General features: G+C 68.5%; 24 protein-coding genes. 11 read left to right on the top strand and 13 right to left on the bottom strand.

Annotated features, from left to right (window positions below; genetic code table 11):
• Positions 1-38: 38 nt before the first annotated feature.
• On the top strand, positions 39-968 hold the full coding sequence (locus tag ACFORO_RS23590; protein ID WP_377868759.1) for a patatin-like phospholipase family protein: 930 nt from the start codon (positions 39-41) through the stop codon (positions 966-968).
• On the opposite strand, the gene ACFORO_RS23595 is transcribed toward ACFORO_RS23590, so the two are convergent.
• The 3 genes from ACFORO_RS23595 to ACFORO_RS23605 form a co-directional block, all read right to left on the bottom strand.
• Positions 932-1414, bottom strand: a complete 483-nt coding sequence (locus tag ACFORO_RS23595) for a hypothetical protein (protein WP_377868760.1) — start codon at positions 1412-1414, stop codon at positions 932-934. The genes ACFORO_RS23590 and ACFORO_RS23595 overlap by 37 nt on opposite strands.
• A gap of 72 nt (positions 1415-1486) precedes the next feature.
• Positions 1487-2335, bottom strand: coding sequence for an SAM-dependent methyltransferase (locus tag ACFORO_RS23600; protein ID WP_377868761.1), 849 nt, complete (start codon positions 2333-2335; stop codon positions 1487-1489).
• A 49-nt stretch (positions 2336-2384) separates the two neighbouring features.
• On the bottom strand, positions 2385-2858 hold the full coding sequence (locus ACFORO_RS23605; protein ID WP_377868762.1) for a MarR family winged helix-turn-helix transcriptional regulator: 474 nt from the start codon (positions 2856-2858) through the stop codon (positions 2385-2387).
• Between the two features lie 167 nt (positions 2859-3025).
• Between ACFORO_RS23605 and ACFORO_RS23610 the strand changes: the two genes are divergently transcribed.
• Both ACFORO_RS23610 and ACFORO_RS23615 read left to right on the top strand, forming a co-directional pair.
• Positions 3026-3988 carry an alpha/beta hydrolase gene (locus tag ACFORO_RS23610; protein WP_354738913.1) on the top strand — a complete coding sequence of 321 codons (963 nt, stop codon included), beginning with the start codon at positions 3026-3028 and terminating at the stop codon, positions 3986-3988.
• A gap of 156 nt (positions 3989-4144) precedes the next feature.
• The gene (locus ACFORO_RS23615) at positions 4145-5362 is read left to right on the top strand and encodes an alpha/beta hydrolase (RefSeq protein WP_377868763.1); all 1218 of its coding nucleotides are present in this window, start codon (positions 4145-4147) and stop codon (positions 5360-5362) included.
• 3 nt (positions 5363-5365) lie between these two features.
• Here the strand turns inward: ACFORO_RS23615 and ACFORO_RS23620 are convergent, their stop codons facing one another.
• Both ACFORO_RS23620 and ACFORO_RS23625 read right to left on the bottom strand, forming a co-directional pair.
• Positions 5366-6256, bottom strand: coding sequence for a hypothetical protein (locus tag ACFORO_RS23620; protein WP_377868764.1), 891 nt, complete (start codon positions 6254-6256; stop codon positions 5366-5368).
• Positions 6257-6375: 119 nt separating this feature from the next.
• Entirely contained in the window at positions 6376-6954 is a 579-nt protein-coding gene (locus tag ACFORO_RS23625) for a TetR/AcrR family transcriptional regulator (protein WP_354738907.1), read from the bottom strand.
• A gap of 90 nt (positions 6955-7044) precedes the next feature.
• On the opposite strand from ACFORO_RS23625, the gene ACFORO_RS23630 reads away from it, so the two are divergent.
• Both ACFORO_RS23630 and ACFORO_RS23635 read left to right on the top strand, forming a co-directional pair.
• The gene (locus ACFORO_RS23630) at positions 7045-7491 is read left to right on the top strand and encodes a DUF1772 domain-containing protein (RefSeq protein WP_354738905.1); all 447 of its coding nucleotides are present in this window, start codon (positions 7045-7047) and stop codon (positions 7489-7491) included.
• Positions 7492-8162: 671 nt separating this feature from the next.
• A complete protein-coding gene (locus ACFORO_RS23635) occupies positions 8163-8693 on the top strand; it encodes a DUF4383 domain-containing protein (RefSeq protein WP_377868765.1) in 531 nt (176 codons plus the stop codon).
• 78 nt (positions 8694-8771) lie between these two features.
• Here ACFORO_RS23635 and pcaB read toward each other — a convergent pair whose 3' ends face one another.
• A complete protein-coding gene (gene pcaB / locus ACFORO_RS23640; RefSeq protein WP_377868766.1) occupies positions 8772-10127 on the bottom strand; it encodes a 3-carboxy-cis,cis-muconate cycloisomerase in 1356 nt (451 codons plus the stop codon).
• A 371-nt stretch (positions 10128-10498) separates the two neighbouring features.
• The gene (locus tag ACFORO_RS23645) at positions 10499-11038 is read right to left on the bottom strand and encodes a DinB family protein (RefSeq protein WP_377868767.1); all 540 of its coding nucleotides are present in this window, start codon (positions 11036-11038) and stop codon (positions 10499-10501) included.
• Positions 11039-11369: 331 nt separating this feature from the next.
• On the opposite strand from ACFORO_RS23645, the gene ACFORO_RS23650 reads away from it, so the two are divergent.
• Positions 11370-12467, top strand: a complete 1098-nt coding sequence (locus tag ACFORO_RS23650) for a tryptophan dimethylallyltransferase family protein (protein WP_377868768.1) — start codon at positions 11370-11372, stop codon at positions 12465-12467.
• A gap of 45 nt (positions 12468-12512) precedes the next feature.
• Positions 12513-13886 carry a tryptophanase gene (locus tag ACFORO_RS23655; RefSeq protein ID WP_377868769.1) on the top strand — a complete coding sequence of 458 codons (1374 nt, stop codon included), beginning with the start codon at positions 12513-12515 and terminating at the stop codon, positions 13884-13886.
• A 340-nt stretch (positions 13887-14226) separates the two neighbouring features.
• On the opposite strand, the gene ACFORO_RS23660 is transcribed toward ACFORO_RS23655, so the two are convergent.
• From ACFORO_RS23660 to ACFORO_RS23680, 5 genes are all read right to left on the bottom strand, one after another.
• Positions 14227-14814 (bottom strand): GTP-binding protein, encoded by a 588-nt coding sequence (locus ACFORO_RS23660; RefSeq protein ID WP_067583957.1) that lies wholly within the window; start codon positions 14812-14814, stop codon positions 14227-14229.
• A complete protein-coding gene (locus tag ACFORO_RS23665; protein WP_009071595.1) occupies positions 14795-15160 on the bottom strand; it encodes a DUF742 domain-containing protein in 366 nt (121 codons plus the stop codon). Before ACFORO_RS23665 ends, ACFORO_RS23660 begins: the two co-directional genes overlap by 20 nt.
• Positions 15157-15582, bottom strand: coding sequence for a roadblock/LC7 domain-containing protein (locus ACFORO_RS23670; protein ID WP_116199532.1), 426 nt, complete (start codon positions 15580-15582; stop codon positions 15157-15159). The genes ACFORO_RS23665 and ACFORO_RS23670 overlap by 4 nt, the downstream gene beginning before the upstream one ends.
• 42 nt (positions 15583-15624) lie before the next feature.
• Positions 15625-17997: a sensor histidine kinase gene (locus tag ACFORO_RS23675; protein ID WP_377868770.1), complete on the bottom strand. Its 2373-nt coding sequence runs from the start codon at positions 17995-17997 to the stop codon at positions 15625-15627.
• A 388-nt stretch (positions 17998-18385) separates the two neighbouring features.
• A complete protein-coding gene (locus ACFORO_RS23680; protein WP_377868771.1) occupies positions 18386-20770 on the bottom strand; it encodes a class III lanthionine synthetase LanKC N-terminal domain-containing protein in 2385 nt (794 codons plus the stop codon).
• A 317-nt stretch (positions 20771-21087) separates the two neighbouring features.
• Here ACFORO_RS23680 and ACFORO_RS23685 point away from each other — a divergent pair, with 317 nt between their 5' ends.
• From ACFORO_RS23685 to ACFORO_RS23700, 4 genes are all read left to right on the top strand, one after another.
• Entirely contained in the window at positions 21088-21453 is a 366-nt protein-coding gene (locus tag ACFORO_RS23685; RefSeq protein ID WP_354738891.1) for a hypothetical protein, read from the top strand.
• Between the two features lie 22 nt (positions 21454-21475).
• Positions 21476-21832 (top strand): hypothetical protein, encoded by a 357-nt coding sequence (locus ACFORO_RS23690; RefSeq protein ID WP_354739050.1) that lies wholly within the window; start codon positions 21476-21478, stop codon positions 21830-21832.
• Positions 21833-21991: 159 nt separating this feature from the next.
• A complete protein-coding gene (locus tag ACFORO_RS23695; protein ID WP_354738889.1) occupies positions 21992-22708 on the top strand; it encodes a S1 family peptidase in 717 nt (238 codons plus the stop codon).
• 82 nt (positions 22709-22790) lie between these two features.
• Entirely contained in the window at positions 22791-23156 is a 366-nt protein-coding gene (locus tag ACFORO_RS23700; protein ID WP_377868772.1) for a DUF427 domain-containing protein, read from the top strand.
• Positions 23157-23544: 388 nt separating this feature from the next.
• Here the strand turns inward: ACFORO_RS23700 and ACFORO_RS23705 are convergent, their stop codons facing one another.
• Positions 23545-24591: a LysR family transcriptional regulator gene (locus ACFORO_RS23705; protein WP_377868773.1), complete on the bottom strand. Its 1047-nt coding sequence runs from the start codon at positions 24589-24591 to the stop codon at positions 23545-23547.
• Positions 24592-24610: the final 19 nt, after the last annotated feature.

Here is a 24610-nt window from a genome sequence, read left to right on the forward strand (position 1 = left end):
GGGTCGATCGCGGCGGCGAAGAGCAGCAAGATGGAGGGGTGAATCCGGTTCTGGAACTGCTCGCCGAGCGCATCGCCGAGGGCAGCGTGCCGGGGCGGCGGACGGACGGCCGCAGGCTCGCGCTCGCGGTGGAGGGCGGCAGCAGCCGCGGCACGTATTCGAGCGGAATGGCGCTCGCGCTCGACGAACTCGGGGCGGCGTCGGCGTTCGACGACGTTTACGGCGCTTCCGCCGGGTCGCTCAACGCCGCCTGGCTGTTGTGCGGGCGTTCGCGGACCGGCGTGCGGACCTGGTGGAACCCGGTGGTGATGCGGCGGATCATCAACCCGCTGCACGCCCTGCGCGGCCGGGCGGTGGTCGATCTCGAGTACCTCGTGCACCAGGTGTATTCGGTGCTCGAACCGATGGATTTCCCGGCGATCCTGGCGAATCCGGTCGGCTTCCACCCGCTCGCCACCGACGCCGAAACCGGCGAGTCGACCGATCTGCATCCGTTCATCGAGGACGTGGCCGGGATCAAAACGGCGCTCGCGGCGTCGTCGTGCATGCCGGTGCTGGCCGGTCCGCCGATCGCGATGGGCGGGCGGCGGTTCGTGGACGCGGGGATCGCCGAGCCGCTGCCGTTCCGCACCGCGCTCGCGCAGGGCGCGACGGACGTGCTTTTGCTGAGGACCCGGCGCGAGGACGAGCTTCCGATGCGGCCGCCGCGTGTGCAGGACGTGGTGGTGCCGCGGTTCCTGCGTCGCCACGCGCCGGGCACCGTCGACGCTTGGCGCACGCAGTACGACCGGGATCTGGAGGACGAACGCCAGCTGCGGGAAGATCCGCGGCTGGCGAGTGTCCGGCCTCCGGCTGGTGCGCCGGATGTTGCTGTGCTGGAGCGGGATCCGGCGGTGCTGCGGCGCGCGGTGGAGCTGGGTCGGGAGGCGGTTTACGCGGCGTTGGACGTCTTGCGCAAGGCGTCGTGAGCGCGGCTGCGGACGGTGAGTCGTTGGGTGACGAGGGAAACCGCGAGGTAGAGCAGGATTGACGCGCCGCCGAGGCCTTTCGCTGCGTTGGCCGCGTCGATGGCGAAGTCAAGTCCTAAGTGGACGCCGAAGGAAATGAGCCACAGCACGGCGGTTCGCCAATTTCCTTGCCGCCACAAGGTTCCGTCGGCGCGCCAGATTCGCATGGTGTACCCGCGGGCCACGCCGAAGCCGCCGGCGACGACGAAACTGCCGACGAGCAACAGGATCGCCGCGGTCGTCGGCGCGGTCTTCGCGATCGCGACGCCGAGCGAGGCGACCCCGAGCGCGCTGATGACGAGCAGCACCACCGGCGGGCGGTCGGCGCGGCGGACTTGGAGTTGTCGCCACATCAGCCAGGTCAGGACGACCAGGCCGATCAGGATGTTGTCGAAGGTGTTCGGCACAGCGCCGACTGTGCCCGGACCGGCCCGTCCCGCGCCTCCACCCGGGGGTGGAGGCCGGGTGGGAAAACCTGGTCAGGCCTGCGGTTTGCGGGCCACGCCGCCGATCACGCGCGACTCCGACGGCACCTTCGCGAACACCGTGTCGCCGTCCGGATGCCACGCCGGCGCGTACACCAGGCCCGGTTCGAGCAACGGCCAGCCGCCGAAGAACCGTTCGAACTCCGCCTTCGTGCGCAGGATGCCCGGGTTGGTGGTCGACTCGTAGTACTTGATGATGTCGACCAGCGCCTGGCGTTCGTTGTCGTCCACCGGATTTTCGTTGGTCATCTGGGAAAGGATGAGCAACGAGCCCGGCGCGAGCTGCTTGCGGTAGAACTCGAGGATGCCGTCCGGGTCCTGGTCGTCCTTGATGAAGTGCAGCACCGCGTTGACGATCAGCGCCACCGGCTTCCGGATGTCGATCACGTGCGAATCGGCGACCCGGTCCCACAATTCGGCCGGCTGCAGGAGGTCGGCGGCCATCGCCTGGTGCCGGTCCTCGTCCGCGGTGTCGGCGAGCAGCACCTGCGAATGCGCGAGCGCCACCGGCTCGTTGTCCAGGTACAGCACGGAAGTGTCGTGTTCCGGGCGCTCGTCGTCGGCCACCTCGTGCACGTTGCCCGCGGTGGGAAGGCCGGAGCCGATGTCGACGAACTGCCGGATGCCCTCGCGCACGCTCTGGCGCACCGCGCGGCCGAGGAACTGCCTGCTGGTGCGGCAGTACTCGCCCATCAGCGGCAGCCGTTCGCGCACCTTCTCGGCGAAGACGCGGTCGATCGCGTAGTTGGTGGTGCCGCCGATGAAGTAGTCGTAGACGCGGGCCGCCGACGGCCGGTCCAGACTGGCTTCCACCGCGCGCAGTGCTTCGTCCTGTGTGTTCATCGCCGTCCTCACGCTCGCCCTGGCGCTCATGCTAACCATGGCGCCGCGTTCAGCTCGGCCGGTAGGACTCCCGGTAGGCGTTGACCGAAGCCGTCAGCTGATCCATCGCGGCGCGCATCCGGCCGAGTTCGGCGTTGTTCAAGTTCATCGCCGCTCCGACGTGCGGCGGGATCCGTTCGGCCTTGGCGCGCAACGCGGTTCCCTCTTCGGTGAGCCGGATGCGGACCGAGCGCTCGTCGTCGGATTGGCGTTCGCGCTTGATCAGCCCGGCCTTCTCCAGCCGCTTCAGCAGCGGCGACAGCGTGCCGGAGTCGAGGTTCAGGGCGGAGCCGAGTTCCTTGACCTGCTGCTCGTCCTGCTGCCACAGCGCGAGCATCACCAGGTACTGCGGATAGGTCAGGTCGAGCGGTTCGAGCAGCGCGCGGTAGAGCGCGGTGACTGCCCGGGAGGCCGAGTACAGGCCGAAGCACAGCTGGTCGTCAAGCAGCAGGGAACCGGTTTCTCCGGTGTCTGGGCTGGTCATCGGTGGCCTCCCTCGGTTTTCGTCGTCCAGCTCTCCATCTTCTCTCGGCTGGCCGGGAAGGGCAACTCAAGTGCTCTATATCTCATTGAGCGTCATCTAGTTGTGCACAACTAAGTTGTGGAGCTATGTTCTGTGCAGTCCGCACGACGCAGCTATCGGAGGAAGTCATGACCGCGAACCCGCAGAACCTCGCCCTGGAGCCGGCCGCCCTGGCGTTCGCCGAGGCCACCGACCAGCCGCCGTACCTCTTCCAGCTCCCGCCCGCCGAGGGCCGCAAGGCGGTCGACGGCGTGCAAGACGGCGACGTCGCACTGGCGCCCGCCGACATCGAGACGCTGACCGTCCCGGGTGGACCGAACGGGGACGTCGAGGTCCGGATCGTCAAGCCGCAGGGCGTCACCGGACCGTTGCCGGTGCTCGTCTACATCCACGGCGCCGGCTGGGTCTTCGGCGATTTCCACACCCACGAGCGGCTGGTCCGCGAACTTGCCGCCGGAACCGGCGCGGCCGTTGTCTTCCCGGAATACAGCCGTTCGCCGGAGGTTCGTTACCCCGTCGCGATCGAAGAGAACTACGCCGCCGTGAAGTGGGTTGTCCAGAACGGCGCGGAGAAGGGGCTCGACACCACGCGAATCGCGATCGCGGGCGACTCCGTCGGCGGAAACATGACCGCGGCGCTGACGCTCATGGCGAAGGAGCGCGGTGACGTGAAGTTCCTTCAGCAGGTGCTGTTCTACCCGGTCACCGATGCTGCCTTCGACACCGAGTCGTACACCAAGTTCGCCGACGGCTACTTCCTCAGCCGCGAAGGCATGAAGTGGTTCTGGGACCAGTACACGACCGATGAGGCGCAGCGCGCCGAGATCACCGCTTCGCCGCTTCGCGCCACTGTGGAGCAGCTTGCCGGACTGCCGCCGGCTCTCGTGATCACCGGCGAGGCCGACGTTCTTCGCGATGAAGGCGAGGCGTACGCCGCGAAGCTGCGTACGGCGGGCGTGCCGGTGACGGCGGTGCGGTATCAGGGAGTGATCCACGACTTCGTGATGGTGAACGCGCTTCGTGAAACGCACGCGGCGGAAGCGGCGATCACACAGGCGATCACTGTGCTGCGTGGCGCATTCGGCAACTAATCAGGGACTAACGGGCAATCCTGAGGTTCTGCTGAGTTTGGCGGGGCCATTCTGGGCGTGATCGACATCACTTGATCACAACGAGAATGGCCTCTCAAACGTATCTAGAGCAGCGGGTCCCGCCTTCCGGGCGCGCGATCGGTCCTGGAGGTTCCCGTGCACCTGAGCGCAATCAGGTTGGATTCGCCCGTCATGCTCGCGGTGATCGGCGTGCTCGCGCTTCTCGCGGTCATCTCGGTACCGTGGTTTTGGGACAAATGGCGCAAGCGCAAGCAAATCGGCCGCAGTGCCACGGTTCTTGTCGCGCTGTGTCTCGTAATCGTCACGCTTGGCTTGACCGGCAATATGATCGGCGGATTCTTCCCGACGCTCGGCTCGCTGCTCGGAACCGGCGCGTTCGCCGCCGAAGGCATCGACGTCGAAGGCGGTGACAACGGCGTCGACCTCGCCCGCGCGCGCGACCTCGGGGTGGCGCACGCACGGGTCGGCAAGGGCACCATCGCGCACGTGACGGTGACCGGGCGGCGCACCGGACTCACCCGCGACGTGACGGTTTACCTTCCGCCGCAATACTTCCAGCACCCGTACAAGTCGATGCGGTTCCCGGCGATCACGTGGATCCCGAACTACCCGTCCGGTCCGGAGGTCACCACCGCCCCGATCGGGTACCACTTGCCCGAGCAGCTTGACGCGGCGATCTCGAAGCATCTGCTGCCGCCGGTGATCGTGCTGATCCCGGACCCGACCGGAACGCCGAAAATCGGCCACGACACCGAATGCGTCGACGAGGTCAACGGAAGTCCCAATGACACCTATCTGTCCGCGGACGTCCGGGAATGGGCGATCCAGCGCCTCGGCGTCAATCCGGACCGGCGGGCGTGGACGATCGCGGGCTGGTCGTCCGGCGGCTATTGCGCGCTGAATCTCGTGACGCGGCATCCGCAGTGGTACGCGCAGGCGGCGAGCGTGAGCGGCTACGAGAAGGCCCAAGTGGACGGTGAGACCGAGAATCTTTTCCGCGGCCGCAAGGACATCGAGGACGCGAACAACGTCAAGATCAACGTCCGGCTGCATCCGGCCCCGCTGGAACTCCTCGCGATCTCCGGCGAGAAGGAGCAGAACGAAAGCCGCGCAGTCGACCAGATGCGCGCGGCCGCGCAGGCTCCGGTGCAGTTCACGTCGTGGCGGATTCCGGACGCGGGGCACAACATGAACACCTTCAAAGCGCAGCTGCCGGACGTCCTGACGTGGATCGGGCAGCGGATTCCCGGACCGTCGGCTCCGGGGCCGCGGGCCGACGTGACTGGCGGCGTGAAGCCGTGGCCGCTGCCGAGCACGGGCGCGCGGGGCGGGCTGACCGCGGTCGAGCAGTGACGCTCAGCGGATCCCGGGAAGGTGCTTGACCACTTCGGTGACCTGGGCTTCGGCGGTTTCGTAGCCGACCGAGCGGGGATTCTCGGTGAGGACCGTGACGAGGTACCGGTCGTCCTTGACGAGGCCTGAGGTGTGCAGGATGCGCCCGGGATTGCAGCAGGACCAACCTTGTTTGACGGCCCAGGAAGCGTCGCCGAGCGCGTCCGGGATGCCGAAGTACTGACGGAATCCGTCGGCGCCGTTCTCGGTCGCGCCGCGGAGCGCCCGGAGGATTGTCTCGCGCTGCTGGGCCGGCGCGCGATCCATCAGGTAGCGGTAGACGCGCGTGATGTCGGCGGCGGTGATTTCCGTGTCGCCCCAGCGTCCCGGGTCCTCAGGCGGGGTGGTTTCGGCGAGGCCCATCTCGCTCACCGCTTCCCGGACAATGTGCGTCTCGCCGCCCGCGACCCAGAGCTTGCTGGCGAGGTCGTCGTCGCTGCGGGACAGCATTTCCCGCACGGTGGCCGGACTGGTGCCGCGGTCGAGCGCGTCGAAGGCGATCATGAGCTTCACGAGTGACGCGGACGTGTAGTGCCGATGCGCGTCGAGGGAAACCGGGGTCGTGCCGTTGCGGCGGTCGTAGACGACCACGCTGACGTGCCCTTGGGGGACGAGCGCGGGGAGTTCGGTCTTGAGATCGGCGCCCTGCTGCGGCGCGGCGCTGCCGGTGCTCGCTTTCGGGACGGGACTGGAGCCGGGCGTGCTGGAGTCGGTTGTCGCGGAGATGACGCCGGACCCGTCCGCCGGCGCGGCGGCGGTGACCACCTGCCGGTACGGCTGGGCCTCGGTGACCAGAAACGCGATGACCGCACCGAGAAGCAAGCCGGCCAAGAGGAACGTATTCGCCCTGCGCATGCCCCGACTTCCCCGATCACCTGATCAGGGTTCGCCGAATGGGGCCGGTTTGTGGGATGGGTCTCGGTACCGGCCAGTACGCGTGACGGTCGGGCGGGCTGCGGGCAAGCAGTGGTGGTTCAGACCACGACGAGCCGTTCCACGAGCAGGTCGACCCGCTGCTCGGCGAACTCCCTCGGCAGCCGTCCCGCGCGGGTCAGGGTCGCGATTCCGTGCAGGGACGCCCAGAACAGCTCGGTGAACAGGCCCGGGTCGACACCTTCGCCGGCGACTTCGCCGAGCGTTTCCATCAGCGCGGCGAACGCGTCCTTCAGCGGTTCCGGGGTGTCGTCCTGCGCGAACGCGAGGCCGCCGTCGAGCTGGAAGATGGCGTCGTAGACCGCCGGGTGCTGCTCGGCGAAGTCGAGGTACGCGCGGGAGAGGGCCGTGACCCGGGCGCGCGGGTCGTCTTCGGCGCTGGCCGCGGACCGCGCCGCCGCTGCCAGCTCGGCGGCCCCGTCGAGCGCGACCGCGCCGATGATCTCGCGCTTGCCGCGGAAATGGCTGTAGAGGACGGGCTGGCTGTACTCGATGCGCTCGGCGAGCCTGCGGGTGGTGACGGCGTCCCAGCCCTGCTGCTCGGCGAGCTCCCGGGCGGTCGCCACGATGAGGCGCTCGCGCTCCGCCTGTTCGCGCTGCTTGCGTTCGTGTACCGACATAAGGGGAGTCTAGCACTGCTAGACAACCGAGCGGCAGTAGTACTAGCATCGCCTCATTGGCTAGCACTGCTAGATTTCAGGAAGGTCATCATGCTCAGCGCACTCGAGGTCTGCACCGTCGTGGTCGTCGGCGTGATGGTGGGGGTGGAGTTCTGCGTCGCCTTCGTCATCAACCCGATCCTCAACGGGCTCCCGGACGACAGCAATCAGCTAGGCCGCGCCCACGGGGGCCGGATGCTCGGCGCGATCATGCCGTTCTGGTACATCGGGTCGCTTGTCCTGAGCGCGATCTGGGCGGTCTTTGCTTGGGATCGCCCTGGCACCGGGCTTGTCGTGATCGGGGCCGGACTGTTGATCGTGAGCGTGGTGATGTCGATTCTGCTGCTGGTCCCGATCAACAACCAGGGCAAGACGTGGACCCCGGAGAACCGGCCCGCGGACTGGAAAGAGCAGATGAACCGCTGGGACCGCTACCACTACGCGCGGGTCGCGGTGATCATCGGTGCGTTTGCTGTGCTGGTCGCCGCGCTGGTCTGAGCGCGGCGGCGGTTCGGCCGGTCGCTGGGTTGGCCGGGGTGCGGCGGTGGTGCTGCTCGTCGCTGGGTTGGTGTGCGTGCGGCAGGCGTTCTGTCGGTCTGGGTGGGGCGCGGGTCTTGCCGGTCGTTGGGCTCGTTTGGTGTGGGTGGGTGGGTTCTGCCGGTCGCCGCGTTGGTCTGGGTGGGTTCGCTGGGCTGGTCTGAGTGCCGCGCGGGTCCTGCCGATCGCTGGGCTCGTCTGGGTGCGTGGGGTTCTGCCGGTGGCTGGGCTGGGGTGCGTGCGGCCGGGCTGGGGTGCGTGCGGCCGGGCTCTGCCGGTCGACGCGTCGGTGTGGGTTCGCCGCGCTGGTCTGAGTGCCGCGAGAGCCATGCCGATCGCCGGGCTGGTCCGAGCCGCGCGGTTCTGCCGCGCTCCCGTTTCCGGGGCCGGAGGAGTCGCCGCGCCAATTCTTCGGCTCTCCGCCGCCGAGGCCGCGAGCCGGTCCGTATGGTGCCTCACTCGGGCCTCCGGTCGGCTCAGCAGCCCCATTGGCCCCGGCAGCCCAGTCCGTGCCGCCGATTTTGCCCGGTGGGCGCGTCGGGGCGGCGGGATTCGGGTTTCGGGCCGGGCGGGGCGGGGGATCCCTTCAGGGTTGACCCACCGTCACCTTCGGTATGGGAAGGACTGGAGTCATGGTTCGTGCGCATCGAGCCCGCGTCCGGGTGGAAGGGGTGCAGCCCGCCCAGGTGCTGGCCATTCTGCTCGGGGTCCTGTTTCTCGCCTACGGCATCATCGGGCTCGTGAAGTCCGGGTTCGGGGATTTCACCGGACACGGTGTCACTCTGTGGCGGTTTTCCGCCAACCCGCTGAACAACGTCGTCCACGTGGCGACCGGCGTGATCGGCCTGCTGCTGGCACTGGGCTCCGGCCGCGCCCGGACGTTCGGCTGGCTGCTCTTCCTCGGCTACGGCGCGCTGTTCGTCTGGGGCCTGATGCTCGCCGGGACGATCACGGTCAACCCGGTGTCCGGCCTCGGCAACCCGCTCAACCTCGCCGACGCTGACAACTGGCTGCACCTCGGCATCGCGGTTCTCGGTCTGCTGACCGCGGTTCTCCCGGCGCGCCACGGGGTTCTGCTTCCCGAGGACGAGGAACCCGTCGAAGTCGACCCGGCCGCCCAGCCGCGCCGACCCGAGGCGGGCGGGCACGGCTTGGCCCACTAGTTCGTCCACAGTGGAATAACCGCGCAGCGGGATCGCCTGCCGGAGGGCCATTTCCTCCGGCAGCGGTCCCGTTCGTGCTTACTCGCCGAAATCTTCCAACGCCCGGTCCACCATTCGTCCCGCCGCACCGACGTACTGTGCCGGGTCTGCGAGATCGGCCAGCGTCGCAGCGTCGATGGCGGCGGTAATCTCCGGCGTGTCCGCCAGGATCTCGGCCAGTGGACGGTTTTCCTCGATCGCCCGCAAGGAGGCGGCACCCAGCAAGTCCTTCGCGCGCGCCTTGCCCACGATCGGTGCCAGTGCTGCCGACAGTCGTTCAGAGACGATCAATCCGTTGGTCAGCTCGAGATTATCCTGCATCCGGTCCGCGTGAATGTCCAAGCCCTGCACCAAATCCGCAGCCGTATGCGTCGCACCGCCGGTGAGGCGCAGGCATTCGCGCAGCAACTGCCACTCGGCCTGCCAGACACCAGCCGAGCGTTCGTCCTCCGCCAGCCCGGACTGGGTGACTCCCGCCGCCAGCACCGGCACCTGCAGCGCGGCTGAGCGAACCAACGCTGACTGCACCGGGTTTTGCTTGTGCGGCATCGCCGAAGACCCGCCGCCGGTCGCCTCGGTCACTTCGCCGATTTCGGTACGGGCCAGCACCTGAACGTCGACAGCGATCTTGCCCAACGCTGTCGTCACGCCAGCCAACGCGGAAGCCAGTTCGGCCACCGGGGTGCGATCCGCGTGCCACGGCAGAATCGGTGCGGTCAAGCCGGTTTCCTCCGCGAAGGCAGCGACGAGCCGTTCCGCATAGTCGTCGGTGCCGTCGCCGTACTGGACGTACGCCGCCAACGTTCCCGCCGCGCCGCCAAGCGACACCGGCAGCCGCAGCTCAGCGATCCGGCGCGCGGACTCCTGGACGCCCTGCCGCCAGATCGCTGCCTTCAGACCGAACGTCGTCGGGACGGCGTGCGCGGTGAGGGTGCGTCCGGGCATGACGGTGTCGCGGTGGGCGCGCGCCAACGTGGCGAGGGCGTCCGCGATCGCCGTGAGGTCCGCGCTGATCAGCCGCAGAGCGTTGCGCGCGACGAGCATCATCGCCGTGTCGACGATGTCCTGGCTGGTGGAGCCGCGGTGCACGTAGTCGGCGACGTCCGGGACCTTGGCGGACAGCGTGCGCACCAGGCTGACCACCGGGTTCCCGGTCGCACGCGCGTCGCGGGCAAGTTGGACGACGTCGAGTTCGCCCTCGCCCAACAGCCTCGCGGCAGCACTGATCCGCTCGGCTGCCTCGGCCGGCACCGTGCCAAGCCGCGCCTGTGCCCGCGCGAGTGAGCCCTCCGCTTCCAGCAGGGCGGCTGCGAACGCCCGGTCACCAGTCACCGCTTCGGCCGGGGTTCCGGCGCGCACCGGTGAGAGCAGGCCGGAGTCAGGATCGGCGGTCATGCCGTCCAGCATCGCACGCCGGGTGGCTTGCGGTGGGAAGGTCGCTGACCACTCAGAGCGTGAGCGGCGTCGACCTCACCGGGCACGCGCTTGGCTGACCAGCGGCGCAGACGCTGTCGTTGGCCGCTGCGGTGCGGAAACTTGCCGGAAGGGCGTTCCGGCGAAGCGGCGCGAGCCGTGGTTGCGCGCGAGCCGTGGTGCCGGTTGCCGATCGCGGGAGGGCTAACGGTGGCGGCGGTTGTCGATCGCCGGAGGGCTAATCGTGGCGGCGGTTGTCGATCGCGGGAGAGCGAACCGTGGCGACGGTTGCCGATCATCTGAGCGCAAACCCTGGTGCCTCACCTCCAAACAGGACTCGAACAACAACCACCTCACCGGCCAGTAGCTCCGTCCGCCACCTCCCTCAGCAGGTCCGCGTGCCCGTTGTGGCGGGCGTACTCCGCGGTCATCGACATCAGCATCCATCGCAGCGAGAACGGCTCGCCCGTCGTCTTCCCGACTCCCCGCGCGTCCAAAGAAGGCGTCGCCGCCACGATCTCCCGGCTCCGGTCGCACTCCGCGCGCCACAACGCCAGTGCCTCGCTGAAATCACCGTCCAGGCGGTCGAAGTCCTGGTCCGGCTCGTCGTCCGAGTAGTGCAGCAGCGGGAGGTCCTCGCCCGCGAACTGGATGCGGAACCACCATCGTTCGACGCCGGCCAGGTGCCGGACCAGGCCGTGCAGCGACATTGTGGACGGTGGCACCGCGCGGGCGGACACGGCTTCCTGGCTCAGCCCGGAGCACTTCAGCTCGAGGGTTTCGCGGTGCCACTCCAGGTAAGCGAGCAGGGTCTCGCGTTCGTCGGCGACGCGGGGGATCGGCGGGCGGTCGCTCTCGGCGACCTTGGCCAGATGCTTCGGGGTCGGTGTCATGAGACGAGCGTCTCACCCGCCACCGACAATTTTCGCCGAAGAGCCGCCGAGCCGGGTGCACGGGACACCGGCCGCGCGCAGCAGTGGGCTAGACCACATGGCGGGCCCGGGTAGCTGCAGAATCCGGTTCTGTCGATGCGGAATTCAGGTGAATTCCGGTGTTGATCAGCACACTCAGGCACGGTTTTCGTACGGTGTTGTCGCTCCGTCAGAGGTATCGTGATCGGCATTCCGGGGATTAATCTTCTCGGCGGCCCGCGAACGCCCGCTCCGCCGAACAGCGGATGCTTCACGGGGCCGAACGCACGAATGAAACGGTGAATACAGCGCCATGGTCGGAGCGAGTGTGCCGATGGTCGAGTTGTCGATGTACAGCCACGCCGGTGGTCAACTCGACCGGCTGTGCCAGGCAGTGGGATTCGATCCCGAAGAACGCCGTCACCTGGATCTTCTCCGGTTGTTGCTCGGCGAGTCCGGTGAATTGACTGTCGACGCTCCGGCGCAGTTCCCGTGCAATGTGGCGGACGACACCACGCCCGTTGAATTCTCGGTCGCATTCGACGCCAATGGCGAATGTGTGGTAAGGGTTCTCGGCGAGACCGTCGGGGCTCCGGACCCGCGCGAGTTCCTCGCCCGGGTGGCCGGCGAGTACGGCCTGGTCACCGACCGGCTCGACGCGGTGGCCGACCTCTTCCTCCCGCACGACGAGCGCCGCGGGCCGTTCACGCTGTGGTACTCGCTGATCTTCCGCAACGGCTCCGCGCCGAAGATCAAGGTCTACCTGAACCCCCAGATCAGCGGTCCGACCATGGCGGATTCCCTGGTCAGCGAGGGGTTTCGGCGGCTGAATCTCGGCGAGGCGTTCGACCCGGTCGTGGAGCACGCGCTGCGCCGCGGCGAGAGCGACAACTTCACCTTCTTCGCGCTCGACCTCGACGACGACCCGCTGTCGCGGGTCAAGGTGTACGTCTCGCACGACGCCGCCGAGGCCGAGGACGCGGTGCGCGCGGCGGAGCTGGTGCCCGGTGCGGACCCGATGCTGATCCGGGAATTCCTCGCCGTGCTCGGCGGCGGAAAAGGTCCTTTCGAAGGTCGTCCGCTGGTTTCCAGTTATTCCTTTGTCGAAGGTATGGGTGGTACTCCCGGAAACTACAGTCTTTACCTTCCTATTCGCAGCTACGTGCCGGACGACGAGATCGCTCGCGCCCGGGTGCACGCCATTCTCGCGCAGTACGACTTCGACCCGACACAACTGGACAAAGCGCTGGCAGCGGTTTCGGAACGGCCGCTGCGCGACGGCGTCGGACTGATCGCGCACGTGTCGTTGCGAATGGGCGAGTTCGGTTCCGGAATCACGGTCTACCTGTCCTCCGAGGCCTATGCCGTAGCACCGCCGAGAAAACGTCCGGTGCTCGGCCGGATGACCTGACGCGGCAGTTTTCGGCTGTCACCCACAACTGGAGGAAATACCCTGATGCGGACCTTCCCGCCATACCGCGCCCAAGTAGTCGCCGAAATCCCGGTCACCACCCGTGCCGAACGGGAACAGGCGCTCGCCGAGGCGGGCTACAACGCCTTCAACCTGCCCGCGAACAAGGTCAGCATCGATCTGCTCACCGACTCCGGCACCGGTGCGGTCTCGACCGCGCAGGAGGCCGCCGCGGCCGCCGCGGACCGTTCGTACGCCGGATCGGATTCGTTCTACCGCTTCCGCGAAGCGCTGAGCGACCTCACCGGATATCCGCATCTCCTGCCGGTGCACCAGGGTCGTGCGGCCGAGCGCGTCCTGTTCTCCAGCGTGCTGGAGAGCGGCCGGATCTCGGTCAGCAACACGCACTTCGACACCACCCGCGCGAACGTCGAACTGCTCGGCGCCGAGGCGATCGACTTGCCCTGCGCGGAGTTCGGCGATCTCGACAGCCTCGAACCGTTCAAGGGCAACATCGACCTCGATGCACTCGAACGCCTGCTCAGCGGCCCGGACGGCAACCGTGTCGGCCAGGTTCTGTTGACCATCACCAACAACGGCGGCGGCGGACAACCGGTCTCGATGGCCAACCTGGCCGCGGCGGCGAAGCTCGCGCGGGCGCACGGCGTGCCGGTTTTCCTTGACGCCGCACGGTTCGCGGAGAACGCGTGGCTGGTCATCCAGCGCGAGGCGGGCTACGCGGACAAGACGCCGAGCGAGGTCGCGCGAGAGGCGTTCAGCCTGGTCGACGGCTGTGTCGCGAGCCTGAAGAAGGACGGCATCTCGCCGATGGGCGCGTTCATCGGCCTGACCGACCCGGAACTGGCGCAGCGCTGCGAAACCAACCTCATCGCCACCGAGGGCTTCCGCACCTACGGCGGGCTCGCGGCGCACGACTTGGACCGCGTCGCCAAGGGCCTGCTGGAAGTCGTCGACCCGCACTATCTCGCCGCGCGGGCGGGCGAGGCGGCCCGGCTCGCGAGGCAGGCCAACGAGGCTGGCGTGGACATCGTGCAGCCGCCGGGCATCCACGCGCTTTACCTCAACGCCGGCCGCCTGCTGCCGCATCTGTCCGCGTCCCGGTTCCCGGGCCACTCGCTGGCGTGCGAGCTGTACCTGGCGGGCGGAATCCGTTGTGTGGAACTGGGTTCGCTCTACCTCGGCACGCTCGACGAGCAGAACGAGCTGATCGCCCCGGCCCCGTTCGAGCTGGTCCGGATGGCGCTGCCGCGGCGCGTGTACACCCAGGGCCACTACGACTACGTGGCCGAGATCCTCGGCGACATCGCGAAGAACCCGGAGCAGGTGCCGGGGTACCGGATCGTCGAAGCGCCGAAGATCCTGCGGCACTTCAATCTCCGGATGGCCCCGGTCCGCTAAGGATCCATGCCGGGAGCTCATGCCGCTAGGGCTCGGCCCGCTCACGGTCTGCTGACGTCCGTGAGGGGAACCCTGAGGGAATCAGAGTCCGTGAGGGTTCCCCTCACGGACGGCTGGCTCCGCCTGGGCGCGTCTCAGTCGGCATCGGGAGCGCCGCATTGAGTTAGTCCACTAAGGACAGCACGAAGCGAACGAGGGGGCTCCCCGCGCCGGGAACCCCCTCGCTGGTCTCATCGCCGGTCGCGCCCCAATGTGGCATTGGGTGCATCTGACGCACCGAATGCCACATTGGGTGCGTGTGACGCACCCAATGCCACATTGGGGCAGTCGCGGTACCGGCTCAGGCGGGCTGCGGAACCACCGTCATCGCGTGCTTCACCAGGCGGATCAGCGCGATCTTGCTTGAATCCCGTTGCCGCGCGTCGCACATCACGATCGGCACGCCGTCGGGCACCACGAGCGCCTCGCGGATCTCGTCGGGGGTGTAGCGCGGCGCGTTGTCGAAGCAGTTCACCGCCACGACGAACGGGATCTTCCGCCGCTCGAAGAAATCGACCGCCGCGAAGCTGGTCTCCAGCCGGCGCGTGTCGACCAGCACGACGGTGCCGATCGCGCCGCGCGCCAGGTCGTCCCACATGAACCAGAACCGCTCCTGGCCCGGGGTGCCGAACAGGTAGAGCACGTGCCGCGGCGAGATGGTGATCCGGCCGAAGTCGAGCGCGACCGTGGTGGTCTTCTTCTGCTCCACGCCGGACAGGTCGTCTACGCCGGTGCTCGCCTCGGTCAGCACCTCTTCGGTGGACAGCGGCGGGATTTCGCTGACCGAGGCGACCATGGTGGTCTTCCCGGCGCCGAAGCCGCCGGCGACGATGATCTTGACCGGGGTCGGTACCGACGCCGCGGCGTCTTCAGAGCTTGATGAGGCCATCGAGAACCGCCTGGAGAGTTTCATGGTCCGGCGCCTGGGCCGGCTGACGGGACGGGGCGCGGGTGATGACGAGGCCGCGGTCGATCAGGTCCCCGCACAGCACGCGCACGACGCCGAGCGGCAGCTTCACGTACACCGCGATCTCGGCCACCGACAAGGGTCTGCGGCACAGCTGCGTGATCGCCAGGTGCTCCGGGCCGAGCCCGACCGGGTCCGATCCCTGCTGCAGGGTCATCACCTGGGTGGAGAGGTCGAGCTGGTGTTCGGACGGGGTCCGTCCGCTGGTGATCGTGTACGGCCGGACCAGCGGCCCGGCGGCCTCGTCGTACCAGCCGTCGTCGCTCATGTCGCCTCCCGCAACAGGTTCGCGGCCTCGCGCGGCGCCGAGGCCAGGTAGTCGCCGACGCGCTTGACCAGCCGGTTCATCTCGTAGGCGATCATTTCGACATCGATGTCCGCGCCGGCGAGCACGGCGAGGCACGCGCCCTGCCCGGCGGCCGAGACGAAGAGGTACCCGCGTTCCATCTCGATCATGTTCTGCAGCACCGGACCGCGGTGGAACTGCCTGCTCACCCCTTTGGCGAGGCTCTGCAGGCTCGACGCGATGGCGGAGAGCTGGTCCGAGTCGTCCTTGCTCATCCCGGACGACTTGCCGAGCAGCAGGCCGTCGGCGGACAGCACGATGGCGTTCTGCGCGCCGACGACGCGGTTGACGACGTCGTCGAGCAGCCAATTGAGATCAGGGGTGGAGTTCCCGTACTCGTTCATGCGGACAGACCCTGACTTTCGGTGTCGTGAGGTGTTCGGTCGTTATGAGTCATTTTGCCCGCCTCGCGCCCGGCGGGTGCCCTTGTGGAACGCCATCAGCGTCCGCGCGGTGGTCTCGCCGGCATTGGTGACGTCCGCTTCGGCCGCGGCGTCCGGGTCGTCGTGCAGCTGGGCGACGAGGTTCTGCTGCGGCTGCCTGCGCGGGAGCCGGGGCCGGTCGTCGCCCCGCAGCCCGCTGAGGTCCGGCTCGGCGGACGCGCGCGGCGCGGCCGGGACGTCCGGGATCTGGCCCGCGGACGGGGGATACGGCTCCGGCGAAGGCCGCGGGGCAGGCGTGGGCAGCGGGCGAGCCGGGTACGGGCGCGGCGACGGCGACGGCTGCGGCGTCTCCGGGGTCGGCCGGTGCGCGCTTTCCAGCGCCGGCGCGCCGACCTGAGCGAGCGCCGGGGTCTCGTCGGCGGGTTCGGGTGCGTTCGCGTCGGCCAGGTGGTTCGACGGGATCAGCACGGTCGCCCGGGTGCCGCCGTAGCGCGACGGGTCGAAGGTGACCGTGATGCCGAGCCGGGAAGCCAGCCGCGCGACCACGAACAGGCCGAGGCTGGAGTCCGCGCGCAGGGCCATCGCGTCGAATTCGGGCGCGTCGGCCATCATCGCGTTGGCCCACTCGCGCACGCCTTCCTTCATGCCCAGCCCCTGGTCGGACACGTCGACCACGACGCCGCGCGCGACCATCCGGCTGGTCACCTCGACCTGCGAACCGGGCGGGGAGAACGACGTCGCGTTGTCGACCAGTTCGGCGACGAGGTGAATGGTGTCCGCGACCGCGGTGCCGACGATGGCGACGTCGGGCACCTGCTCGACCTGCACCCGGGAGTACTGCTCGGTTTCCGAGACGGCCGCGCGCAGCACCTCCATCAGCGAAACCGGTTTGCGCCAGCGCCGTCCTGGCTGCTTGCCGCCGAGGATGATCAGGTTCTCGGTGGTCCGCCGGGCGCGGGCGGCGAGGTGGTCGAGCTGGAACAGCGACGCCAGCTGGGTCGAGTTCTCTTCGCGGCTTTCCATTTCGTCCAAGATCTGCAGCTGCCGGTGCACCAGGACCTGGTTGCGGTGCGCGATGCCGAGGAACACGTTGTGCACACCGCTGCGCGCTTTCGCCTCGCTCGCCGCCGCGTTGACCGCGGTGAGCTGCGCGGTGTTGAACGCTTCGGCCACCTGGCCGATCTCGTCCCGGCCGTGGTCCAGCTTCGGCAGCTCCGCCTCGATGTCCACCGGGTCGCCGCTCTTGAGCCTGCCGACGATGTTCGGCAGGCGGTTGCGCGCGAGGTCGAGCGAGTCGTTGCGCAGCCGCTCCAGGCGCGTCATCAGGGTGCGGTCGACGAGCGAACGCGACACCCGCACCGCGACGATGATCGCGGCCAGCGAGGCGAGCAGGGCCACGATGCTGCCGATGATGGCGTTGCGCAGCTGCGCGTTTCCGGAGTCGATCGCGGCGGCGGAAACCTGGTCCGCCTGCTCGATGGTGAGCTGGTTCAGACCTTGCGCGACCTGCGCGGTCAGCGCGTGCCAATCGCCCGCCGAGACCGGCACGGTGTTCTGGTCGCTGCTGTTCCACGGACCGTGCTTGATCAGCGAGTCCTCGGCCGCGTTGAGCCGTTTCCACGCGTCGCTTGTGGACAGCTGCTGGTAATGCCGGCGCACCGCCGGTTCGAGGAACGGCGAGATCTGCGCCAGCTGCGTGCGGTAGTAGCCGACCAGCTGGGAGAACTGGACGAAGTCGTCCGGCGCGAAGTTGCTGCCGGAGAACGCCGCCGACACCAGCGACGTCTCGCGCGACATCAGGTCGCCCGCCCGGAAGAGCGAGGTCGCCGAGATCGCGCCCTGCACCGCGGTCGCGTCGGGGACGATGCGCGCCTGCGTGTCGAACAGCGTCGCCGCGGAGTCGAGGACGCCGTTGTAATAGGCGTTGACTTGAGAGCGGTTGATGCTGCGGAAGGTGACCTGCGAGCGCAGCACCGGCAGCTGGTCGAGCTGCGCCTTCAGCGCGGTGACCTTGCTGGCGATCTCGTCCGGCGCGCTGGAAATGGTGGCGGCGAACGCTTCCTGCAGGCCCTTCAGCTTGCCGTCGCTGTCCTGCTCCTGTTGCTGCAGCTGCTGCGGGCCGGAGCTGGGGCTGTCGAGGTACTGCAGGGCGAACTGACGTTCTTGCTGCAGCGACGACAGCGCCGTCAGCGCGGGGATCGAAACGTCACGCACCGAGCCCGCGACGAGTCGTACGTACAAGCCGTTGATGAAGAAGGCCGTCGCCAGCACCGCCCACAGCACGAGCAGGGTGATGCTCGGGATCAGGACCGTCCGGGTCAGCCTCTTCCGGATCGACTTGTCGTACGCCTTGCCGGGATCGTCCTTGTTCTCCACGATGATTCACGAACTCCTGGGTCACCCTCGGCGAGAGTGCGGACACGGCCGGGGAAGCGGACACGCCAGTGGGTGCGAGTGGTCCTCGTCACGGAAATCTCGGATATACCCTTCGTAGGCCCACCGAACGGAACAGCCCCGGTTTCTATCACGAACGGGGGCCTCGTGGTTCCGCTGAACGAGCAGCCGAACGCCGTCTTGACGGCGGTTACCGACGGTAGTGCCGAGTTCCCCCGGCGTTTTTCGAGGCCCTGGCCCCGGCTGCGGATTTCGGACCAACGGGCTGGGCTGAATGAGTGATTCAAAAAGTGTCCGGACACTCAGTCAGGGTTCCGCGTGGTGGAACTGCCGACTAGGCGACTTGTCGACAGTCAATGTCCACTGTGGACTAATGCGCGATCCGCGGGGTCGGCCCGAGGAACGGGAGCAGTTCGGTGCCGTCCTGAAGCGCGGAGAGGGTGCGCAGGACTCCGGCGCCGCCGGTGGCGACGTCGGCGGACAGTCGTAGCAGGCGAGTGCCCGGGAAGGCAAGACCGCCGCGGAACGGGACCGCGTACCACGAAAGCCGCGTCAGGTGCCGGTCGATCGCGTCCTGGGTGCGCCGGTCCGGGGTGCTGCTGAACGCCAGTCCGGCGGCGAGCCCGCAGCGGCCGTTCAGCAGGCCGGGATGGAGCGCGAATTCCCCGCGGCACGCGACGCGCAGCGCGGGCAGGCTGCGCGCGGCCTTCGCGTCGAGGCGGTACCGCGCCAGCTGTTCGGTGACGATCAGGATGCCGGCGCTGCCGATTCCCGCGCCGCGTCGCGAACCTCGGTTGCCGTCGCGGACCGGCAGCGAGCCGTCGAGCGCGGGGACGCATTCTTCCAGATCGCGTTCGAGCGCCTGGTCGGCGAACGACAGCCAAGCGGGTTCGCCGGTGCGCTCGTAGAGCCGCAGGAACAGCAGCGCCGGGCCGGACCAGCCGTACAAGAGACCGGCTTGCGCCGTCGCGCCCGGAGGTTCCGCGGTGTCCAGCGCCTCGGCCAGCCGGATGCCGATGTTCAGCGCCTGCCTGCCGAATTCGTTGTCCCCGCGGGTCGCGGCGAAGTGCAGCCGGGTCAGGCCGATGCCGGCCAGCCCGCTCGCCAGGTCGTGGCCGACGGTCTGGTCCACCAGCGCGCGCGAGGCGGCGAGCAGATGGACGGCGGCCTTCCGATAGCCGAATTCTTCGAGCACGTAAGCGATTCCGTGGCTGCCGTCGTAGAAACCCGCGCGGCTGGGCTGTTCTCCCTCGACCGCGTCGAGGAGCCACTGCTCGTGTTCGGGGAAGCGGCCGACGCCCGCGACGTGCAGCGAGTGCAGGACGCCCGCCGCGCCGGTGCCGAAGGTCGCGCCGCCGACGCGGAACTGCTCGATGTCGCCGGGGAACAGGCGATCCAGCCGGTTCGGGGTCGCGCACGCGAGCAGTGCTTCGGAGATCTGCTTGCGCACCAAGGTCCAATCTGGACGCGGCTCGTCGAGTTCGGTGTGCGCGGGCTCGGAGTGCGGCGCGATGCCGTCGGCGTATCCGGCGGGCAGCGAGAACCGGCGTTCGGTGAGCTCAGCGGCCCAGCGGAGGCGTTCGGGCACCAGGTGATAGAGCGGGGCCAGCGGCAGGAAAAGGCGCAGCCGCAGGGGCGTTTCGTCGCGGTCGAAGCCGGTCAGCGACACCGTGCCGGTGCTGTCGACCAGGATGTTGTGCGGGTTTTCGAGTACGACGCCGCGTTCGGCGGCTTCGCCGACGATGCGGTCGACTTGCGCCAGCACGGACAGCGCCTGTTTGCGGTAGGCGGCCAGGTCGCTTTCCGGGCAGTCGCGGCGGGTGAGCGGGTAATGCCGGGTGAGCCAGGCGTCCAGCGCCACGCCGGGCCGGTACTCCCGCACCAGGTAGTGGCGCTGCCCGGCGAGGTACGCGTGGGTTTTCGGGATGCCGGGGATTCCGGCGAGCCGCTCGAAGAGGTCGTGCTTGCGCTCCAGCCGGGCGACCGCGTCGACGCCGTTGCCGTCCAAGCCCGTGTAGGGCCAGGCTTCCTCGACGAGTACCTGCTCGCTGCCGCGTTCGGCCAGGTAGACGGCGGTTCCGTGGGCGTGGCGGAGCACTTCGACGACGGGGTGCGGCGGCTCCGGAGCTTCGGTGTACTCCGCGACGCAGTCGGGAATCCGGACCCAGCCGGGCACGGCGAAGTCCGGACCCTGGTGCTCCGGTTCGAGCGCGCTGCTCGGCCTGCGCAGGGCGGGCACGCGGGCGCCGCCGTACTCGGTCCACAGTTCGGTGAATCCGCCGTAATGCACGTGAATCGGGCATTCTCCGCAACGGAGCGCGCCGTCGATATCCGGTCCCGGCTCGCCGGTGAGGAGTTCGGAAAGATCGTCGAGGATCCGGTCCAGCGCGTTATTGTCCGGCGGATAAATAGTCGCGATCGCGCCGGTTCCGCCGGTCGTCGGATATTCGGCATTCTGATCGAGGAAAATCGACCGGGAACGCAGGTGCCGGTGGTGCAGCCCGCGGGTCCGGCAGTACTCGCGGACGCGGTCCAGTACTCGCTCGGCGTTGCCGGGAGCGGCGGAAATCTCCACGGCCCAGCCCTGTTCGGGCAATGCGGCTCCGGGAGGGCGGAGGTAGCGCCAGTGTTCGCTTTCCTCTATCGTCCACAATGGACTCGGCGGGACGGCGGCCAGGTCGTCGGCGGACATTTCCCGTCGGCGGTCGAAGAACCACGGATCGGCGAGGCAGAATGCCTCGTGCCGGACGTTCATAAAGTCGACCTTTCCGCGTGTGCGCTTCTCCGGTGCTCCGGCGACGGAAACTATTCCCGCACAGCTTCGCCGCCGCGCCAATCCGCCAATTCAGCGTTCGGCCGACCCGAGCGGGGCGCGGATAAAACCGGCACCGGCGAACCGTGCGTGATTCCCCGTCGCCCGGTCGAGCGGGATTTCCGTGGCATTCGGGAATTGACGGAATGCCAGGAACCCGTTCCGGTGAACGTGGCCCCGGCCACGCCGTCGGCCCCTCGCCCGTCCGGGGCGGTCAGCCGGGCGGGTACGTTGACCCCGGCGGGCAAAAGGAGGAACGGGTGATCGTCGGGTTCGCGATAGCGGTCGCTGGATGCGCGGCGCTCGTCGCGCTGTGGAGTTTCGTCCAGGCGGCGCGCAAGAAGCTGCCGGACACCCCGCTGCTCGTCGCGCTCGGCGTGATCGAGGTGCTGCTGGTCGCCCAGCTCGTGATCGGGATCGTGCTGCTGGTCGGCGGCCACCGTCCGGGCAGTCTCGCGACCTACCTCGCCTACCTGATCGGCTGCCTCGTCGTGCTGCCGGTCGGCGCGGCGTGGGCGCTCGCCGAGCAGAGCCGGTCGAGCACGGTCGTGCTCGGCATCGCCTGCCTGGCCATTCCGGTGATGGTGCTGCGACTGAACGAGGTGTGGAGTGGAGCAAGCGCGTAAGACGGCCACCGGCCCCGGCCGGATCCTGGTCGCGGTGTACGCCATCTTCGCGCTCGCCGCGACGTCGCGAGCGGGCGTCCAGATCGGCACGAAATTCCACGAGGCGCCGCTGGCGTACGTGCTGTCGGCCTTCGCCGCGCTGGTCTACATCCTGGCCACGATCGCACTCGCCCGCGGCGGCCGGACGTGGTGGCGGATCGCGCTGGCCGCGTGCACGGTCGAGCTGCTGGGCGTGCTGACGGTCGGGACCCTGAGCATTTTCGACCGGCAGGCGTTCCCGGACGCCACGGTGTGGTCGGTGTACGGGCAGGGGTATCTGTTCATCCCGCTGGTGCTTCCGGTGATCGGGCTGTACTGGCTGCGCCGGACGCGGGTCTGAGAAACAGTACGCGGAACTGTCCGTAGCGGCGGTGGCGGCAGAAGAACAGGTGGTCCCCGGCTACTTTCGCCGGTTCTGGTTCCTGGGCGCGGCGGAAGATGATCGAGGTTCCCGTCCCCACCGGAACCCGCGGCGACGAAGCCGCAGAAACGAGAGACCATGCGTTTGCGCACCTGTTTCCTCGTGCTCGCTACCGCGCTTGGCCTAGCCGGATTCGCCGGTCAGGCCGGCGCCGCTGTCGCTTCCCCGAGTCCTGGCCCGGCGATCATCGGCGGCGGCTACGCGTCCAACGCCCCGTGGGCGGCGCGGCTGTTCGTGAACGGGCAGCAGAACTGCACGGCCACGATCATCGCCCCGCAGTACATCCTCACCGCGAAGCACTGCGTCGCCTCCAGCGGGACGTACACCTTCCGCATCGGCAGCCTCGACCAGAGCAGCGGCGGCACGACGGCCACCGGCGCCGCGATCACGCGCTACCCCGGTGCCGCCGACCTGGCCATCGTGCGGCTGTCGAGCTCGGTGAACGCGACGTACTCGCCGCTCGGCACGTCGACCGACGTCCGCGCCGGGCAGACCGTGCAGGTGTACGGCTGGGGCGCGACGAGCCGATGCGGTTCGGAGATCAACTGCCAGTCGCGGTACCTGAAGGTGGCCAACGTGCGGGTGACGACGCCTTCGTGCAGTGACTACGAAGGCGGCGTCGCGGTGTGCGCGACGTACGGCGACGGCATCACCGCAGGCGGCGACTCGGGCGGCCCGATGTTCGCGTCCGGACGACAGGTCGGCGTCGCGTCGACCAGCGACCGGCAGAGCAGCACCGCGTACACCAACATCACGCGGTACCGCAGCTGGATCTCGCAGGTCGCCGGGGTCTGACCTCGCCGACGTCTGATTTTGTCGGTGGTCCGGCCTAGTGTTGGGAGTGCGCACCGCTTCCGTTGCGCGGAGGAGGAGAACGATGCCCGACAAGCTGATCCCGGGGCCGGACCACCCGATCACCGTTGAGCCCAACCCCGCGCGGGTGGTGGTCAAGGCAGGCGAGAAGACCATCGCCGACACCACCCGCGCGCAGGTGCTGCGGGAAGCCAGCTACCCGCCGGTGCAGTACATCCCGCTGGAGGATGTCGACTTGGCGATGCTGTCGCCCACCGCACACAAGACGCACTGCCCGTACAAGGGCGACGCTTCGTACTACAGCCTGGCCGCAGTGCCGGACGGCGAGAACGCGGTGTGGGTTTACGAGGCCCCGTACGACGCGGTGGCTCCGATCAAGGGGCACGTCGCGTTCTATCCGGACCGGGTGGAGATCGAGGAGGTCGGCTGAGGGGTTCTTCGGTTGGTCCGGTGGCTGATCGTGGCGCGGGGCTGGCCCCGGCTCGAGCGGCTGATCGTGGAGGGGTTGGCCCCGGCTCGGCGTTGCGGCCGATGCGGTGCTGGTCCCGGTTCGCCGCTGAGCCAGGTTCGGGGGCCGATCCCGGTTTGGCGCCGATCCTTGGCTGTTCGCTGGGCCAGGTGGGTCGCTGGGCCTGGTTCGGTGCTGTTCCCGGTGCGTTGTTGAGCCAAGCTCGGCGTTGGTCCTGGTTTGGCGCCGATTCCCGGCGAGTTGGTCGTCCCGGCTGGTCGCTGGTCCCGGTTCGGCGCCGAGGCCGCTTTCGTTCTGCCTGGTTCAGCGCCGGTCTCGGCTGGCTGCTGATCCTGGCTCGAATGCCGGGTCAGCGGTCGACTTCGAGCCAGGAGGCTTCGCCCGCCTGTTGCAGCGCGTTCCACAGCAGGTTGAGCGGATGGCTGTCCGGGTACGAGGAGCGTTCGCCGCGCCGGGCGAACACGCCGACGAGAAGTTCGAGTTTCGGCTCGATGTCGTCGACGAGGCTGATTGTGCGCAATCCGGAGGCGGCGTGCAGGCGGTTTTCGCCCGCGGCTTCGCCGAGTCCTTGGGTGACGAGCATGCAGCCGCGGATGAGACCCGAACGGAGCAGTTCGAATCCGTATTGCGCGGAGTCGATCTCGGCTACGATGTCGAGCCGGTTGCGGTAGTCGGAGCCGAACCAGCCGCGCATAAAGTCGTTGATCACGCCGCCGCTGGGCACGACGAGCGGGAGCGTCGGCAATTCACTGGTGCGCACGGACTCGCCGGACTTCGGAGTGTCCATATTGGACAGGATGCCGAGACCGCTGCGCCGCCATTCGAGCACGTCGACGGAGTCGAGCGCGTTGGTCGTGACGACGCTGCCGCACACCAGGTCCACGTCCTTGGCCAGCAGGCGGTCGATCAGGTCCTTGGTGCGCACGTGCACCACGTTCAGTTCGATGTCGCGGGCGCGGAACTGCTCGGCCACGAGATCGCCGGCGTGGGCCAGGCTGCCGAGGGTGTAGCGAGTCGCGCCGACGGTGAGCGTTCCGCCGAGTTCGCGGCGGCATTCGTGAATGGTGTCCAGCCATTCGGTAAGAGTGCGGCGAGCCTGGTGGGCGACGGCGCGTCCGGTGTCGGTAAAAAGAACGTCACGGCCGCGTCCTTGGCGGTGCAACAATGGTTCTCCGCACAATTCGGAGAAATTGCGGTTGAGAGTGTCGAGTTGTTTTTGCACACTGGACTGGTCGCGGCCGAGCGTGCGGGCGGCGGCGAGGGCGGTTCCGGTCTCCGCGACCGTGATCAGCGTGCGCAACTGGTCGAACGTCGTGTCGAGCAGGGCAGGTGACGAGCGCAGGAGCCTGCTGAGGACGTTGAACGACGGCGACCGGAACGGGCTGGGTGCGGACATCGGGCAGGACTCGCCTTCT

The organism is Amycolatopsis halotolerans, assembly GCF_042647905.1.
Lineage (GTDB): Bacteria > Actinomycetota > Actinomycetes > Mycobacteriales > Pseudonocardiaceae > Amycolatopsis > Amycolatopsis halotolerans.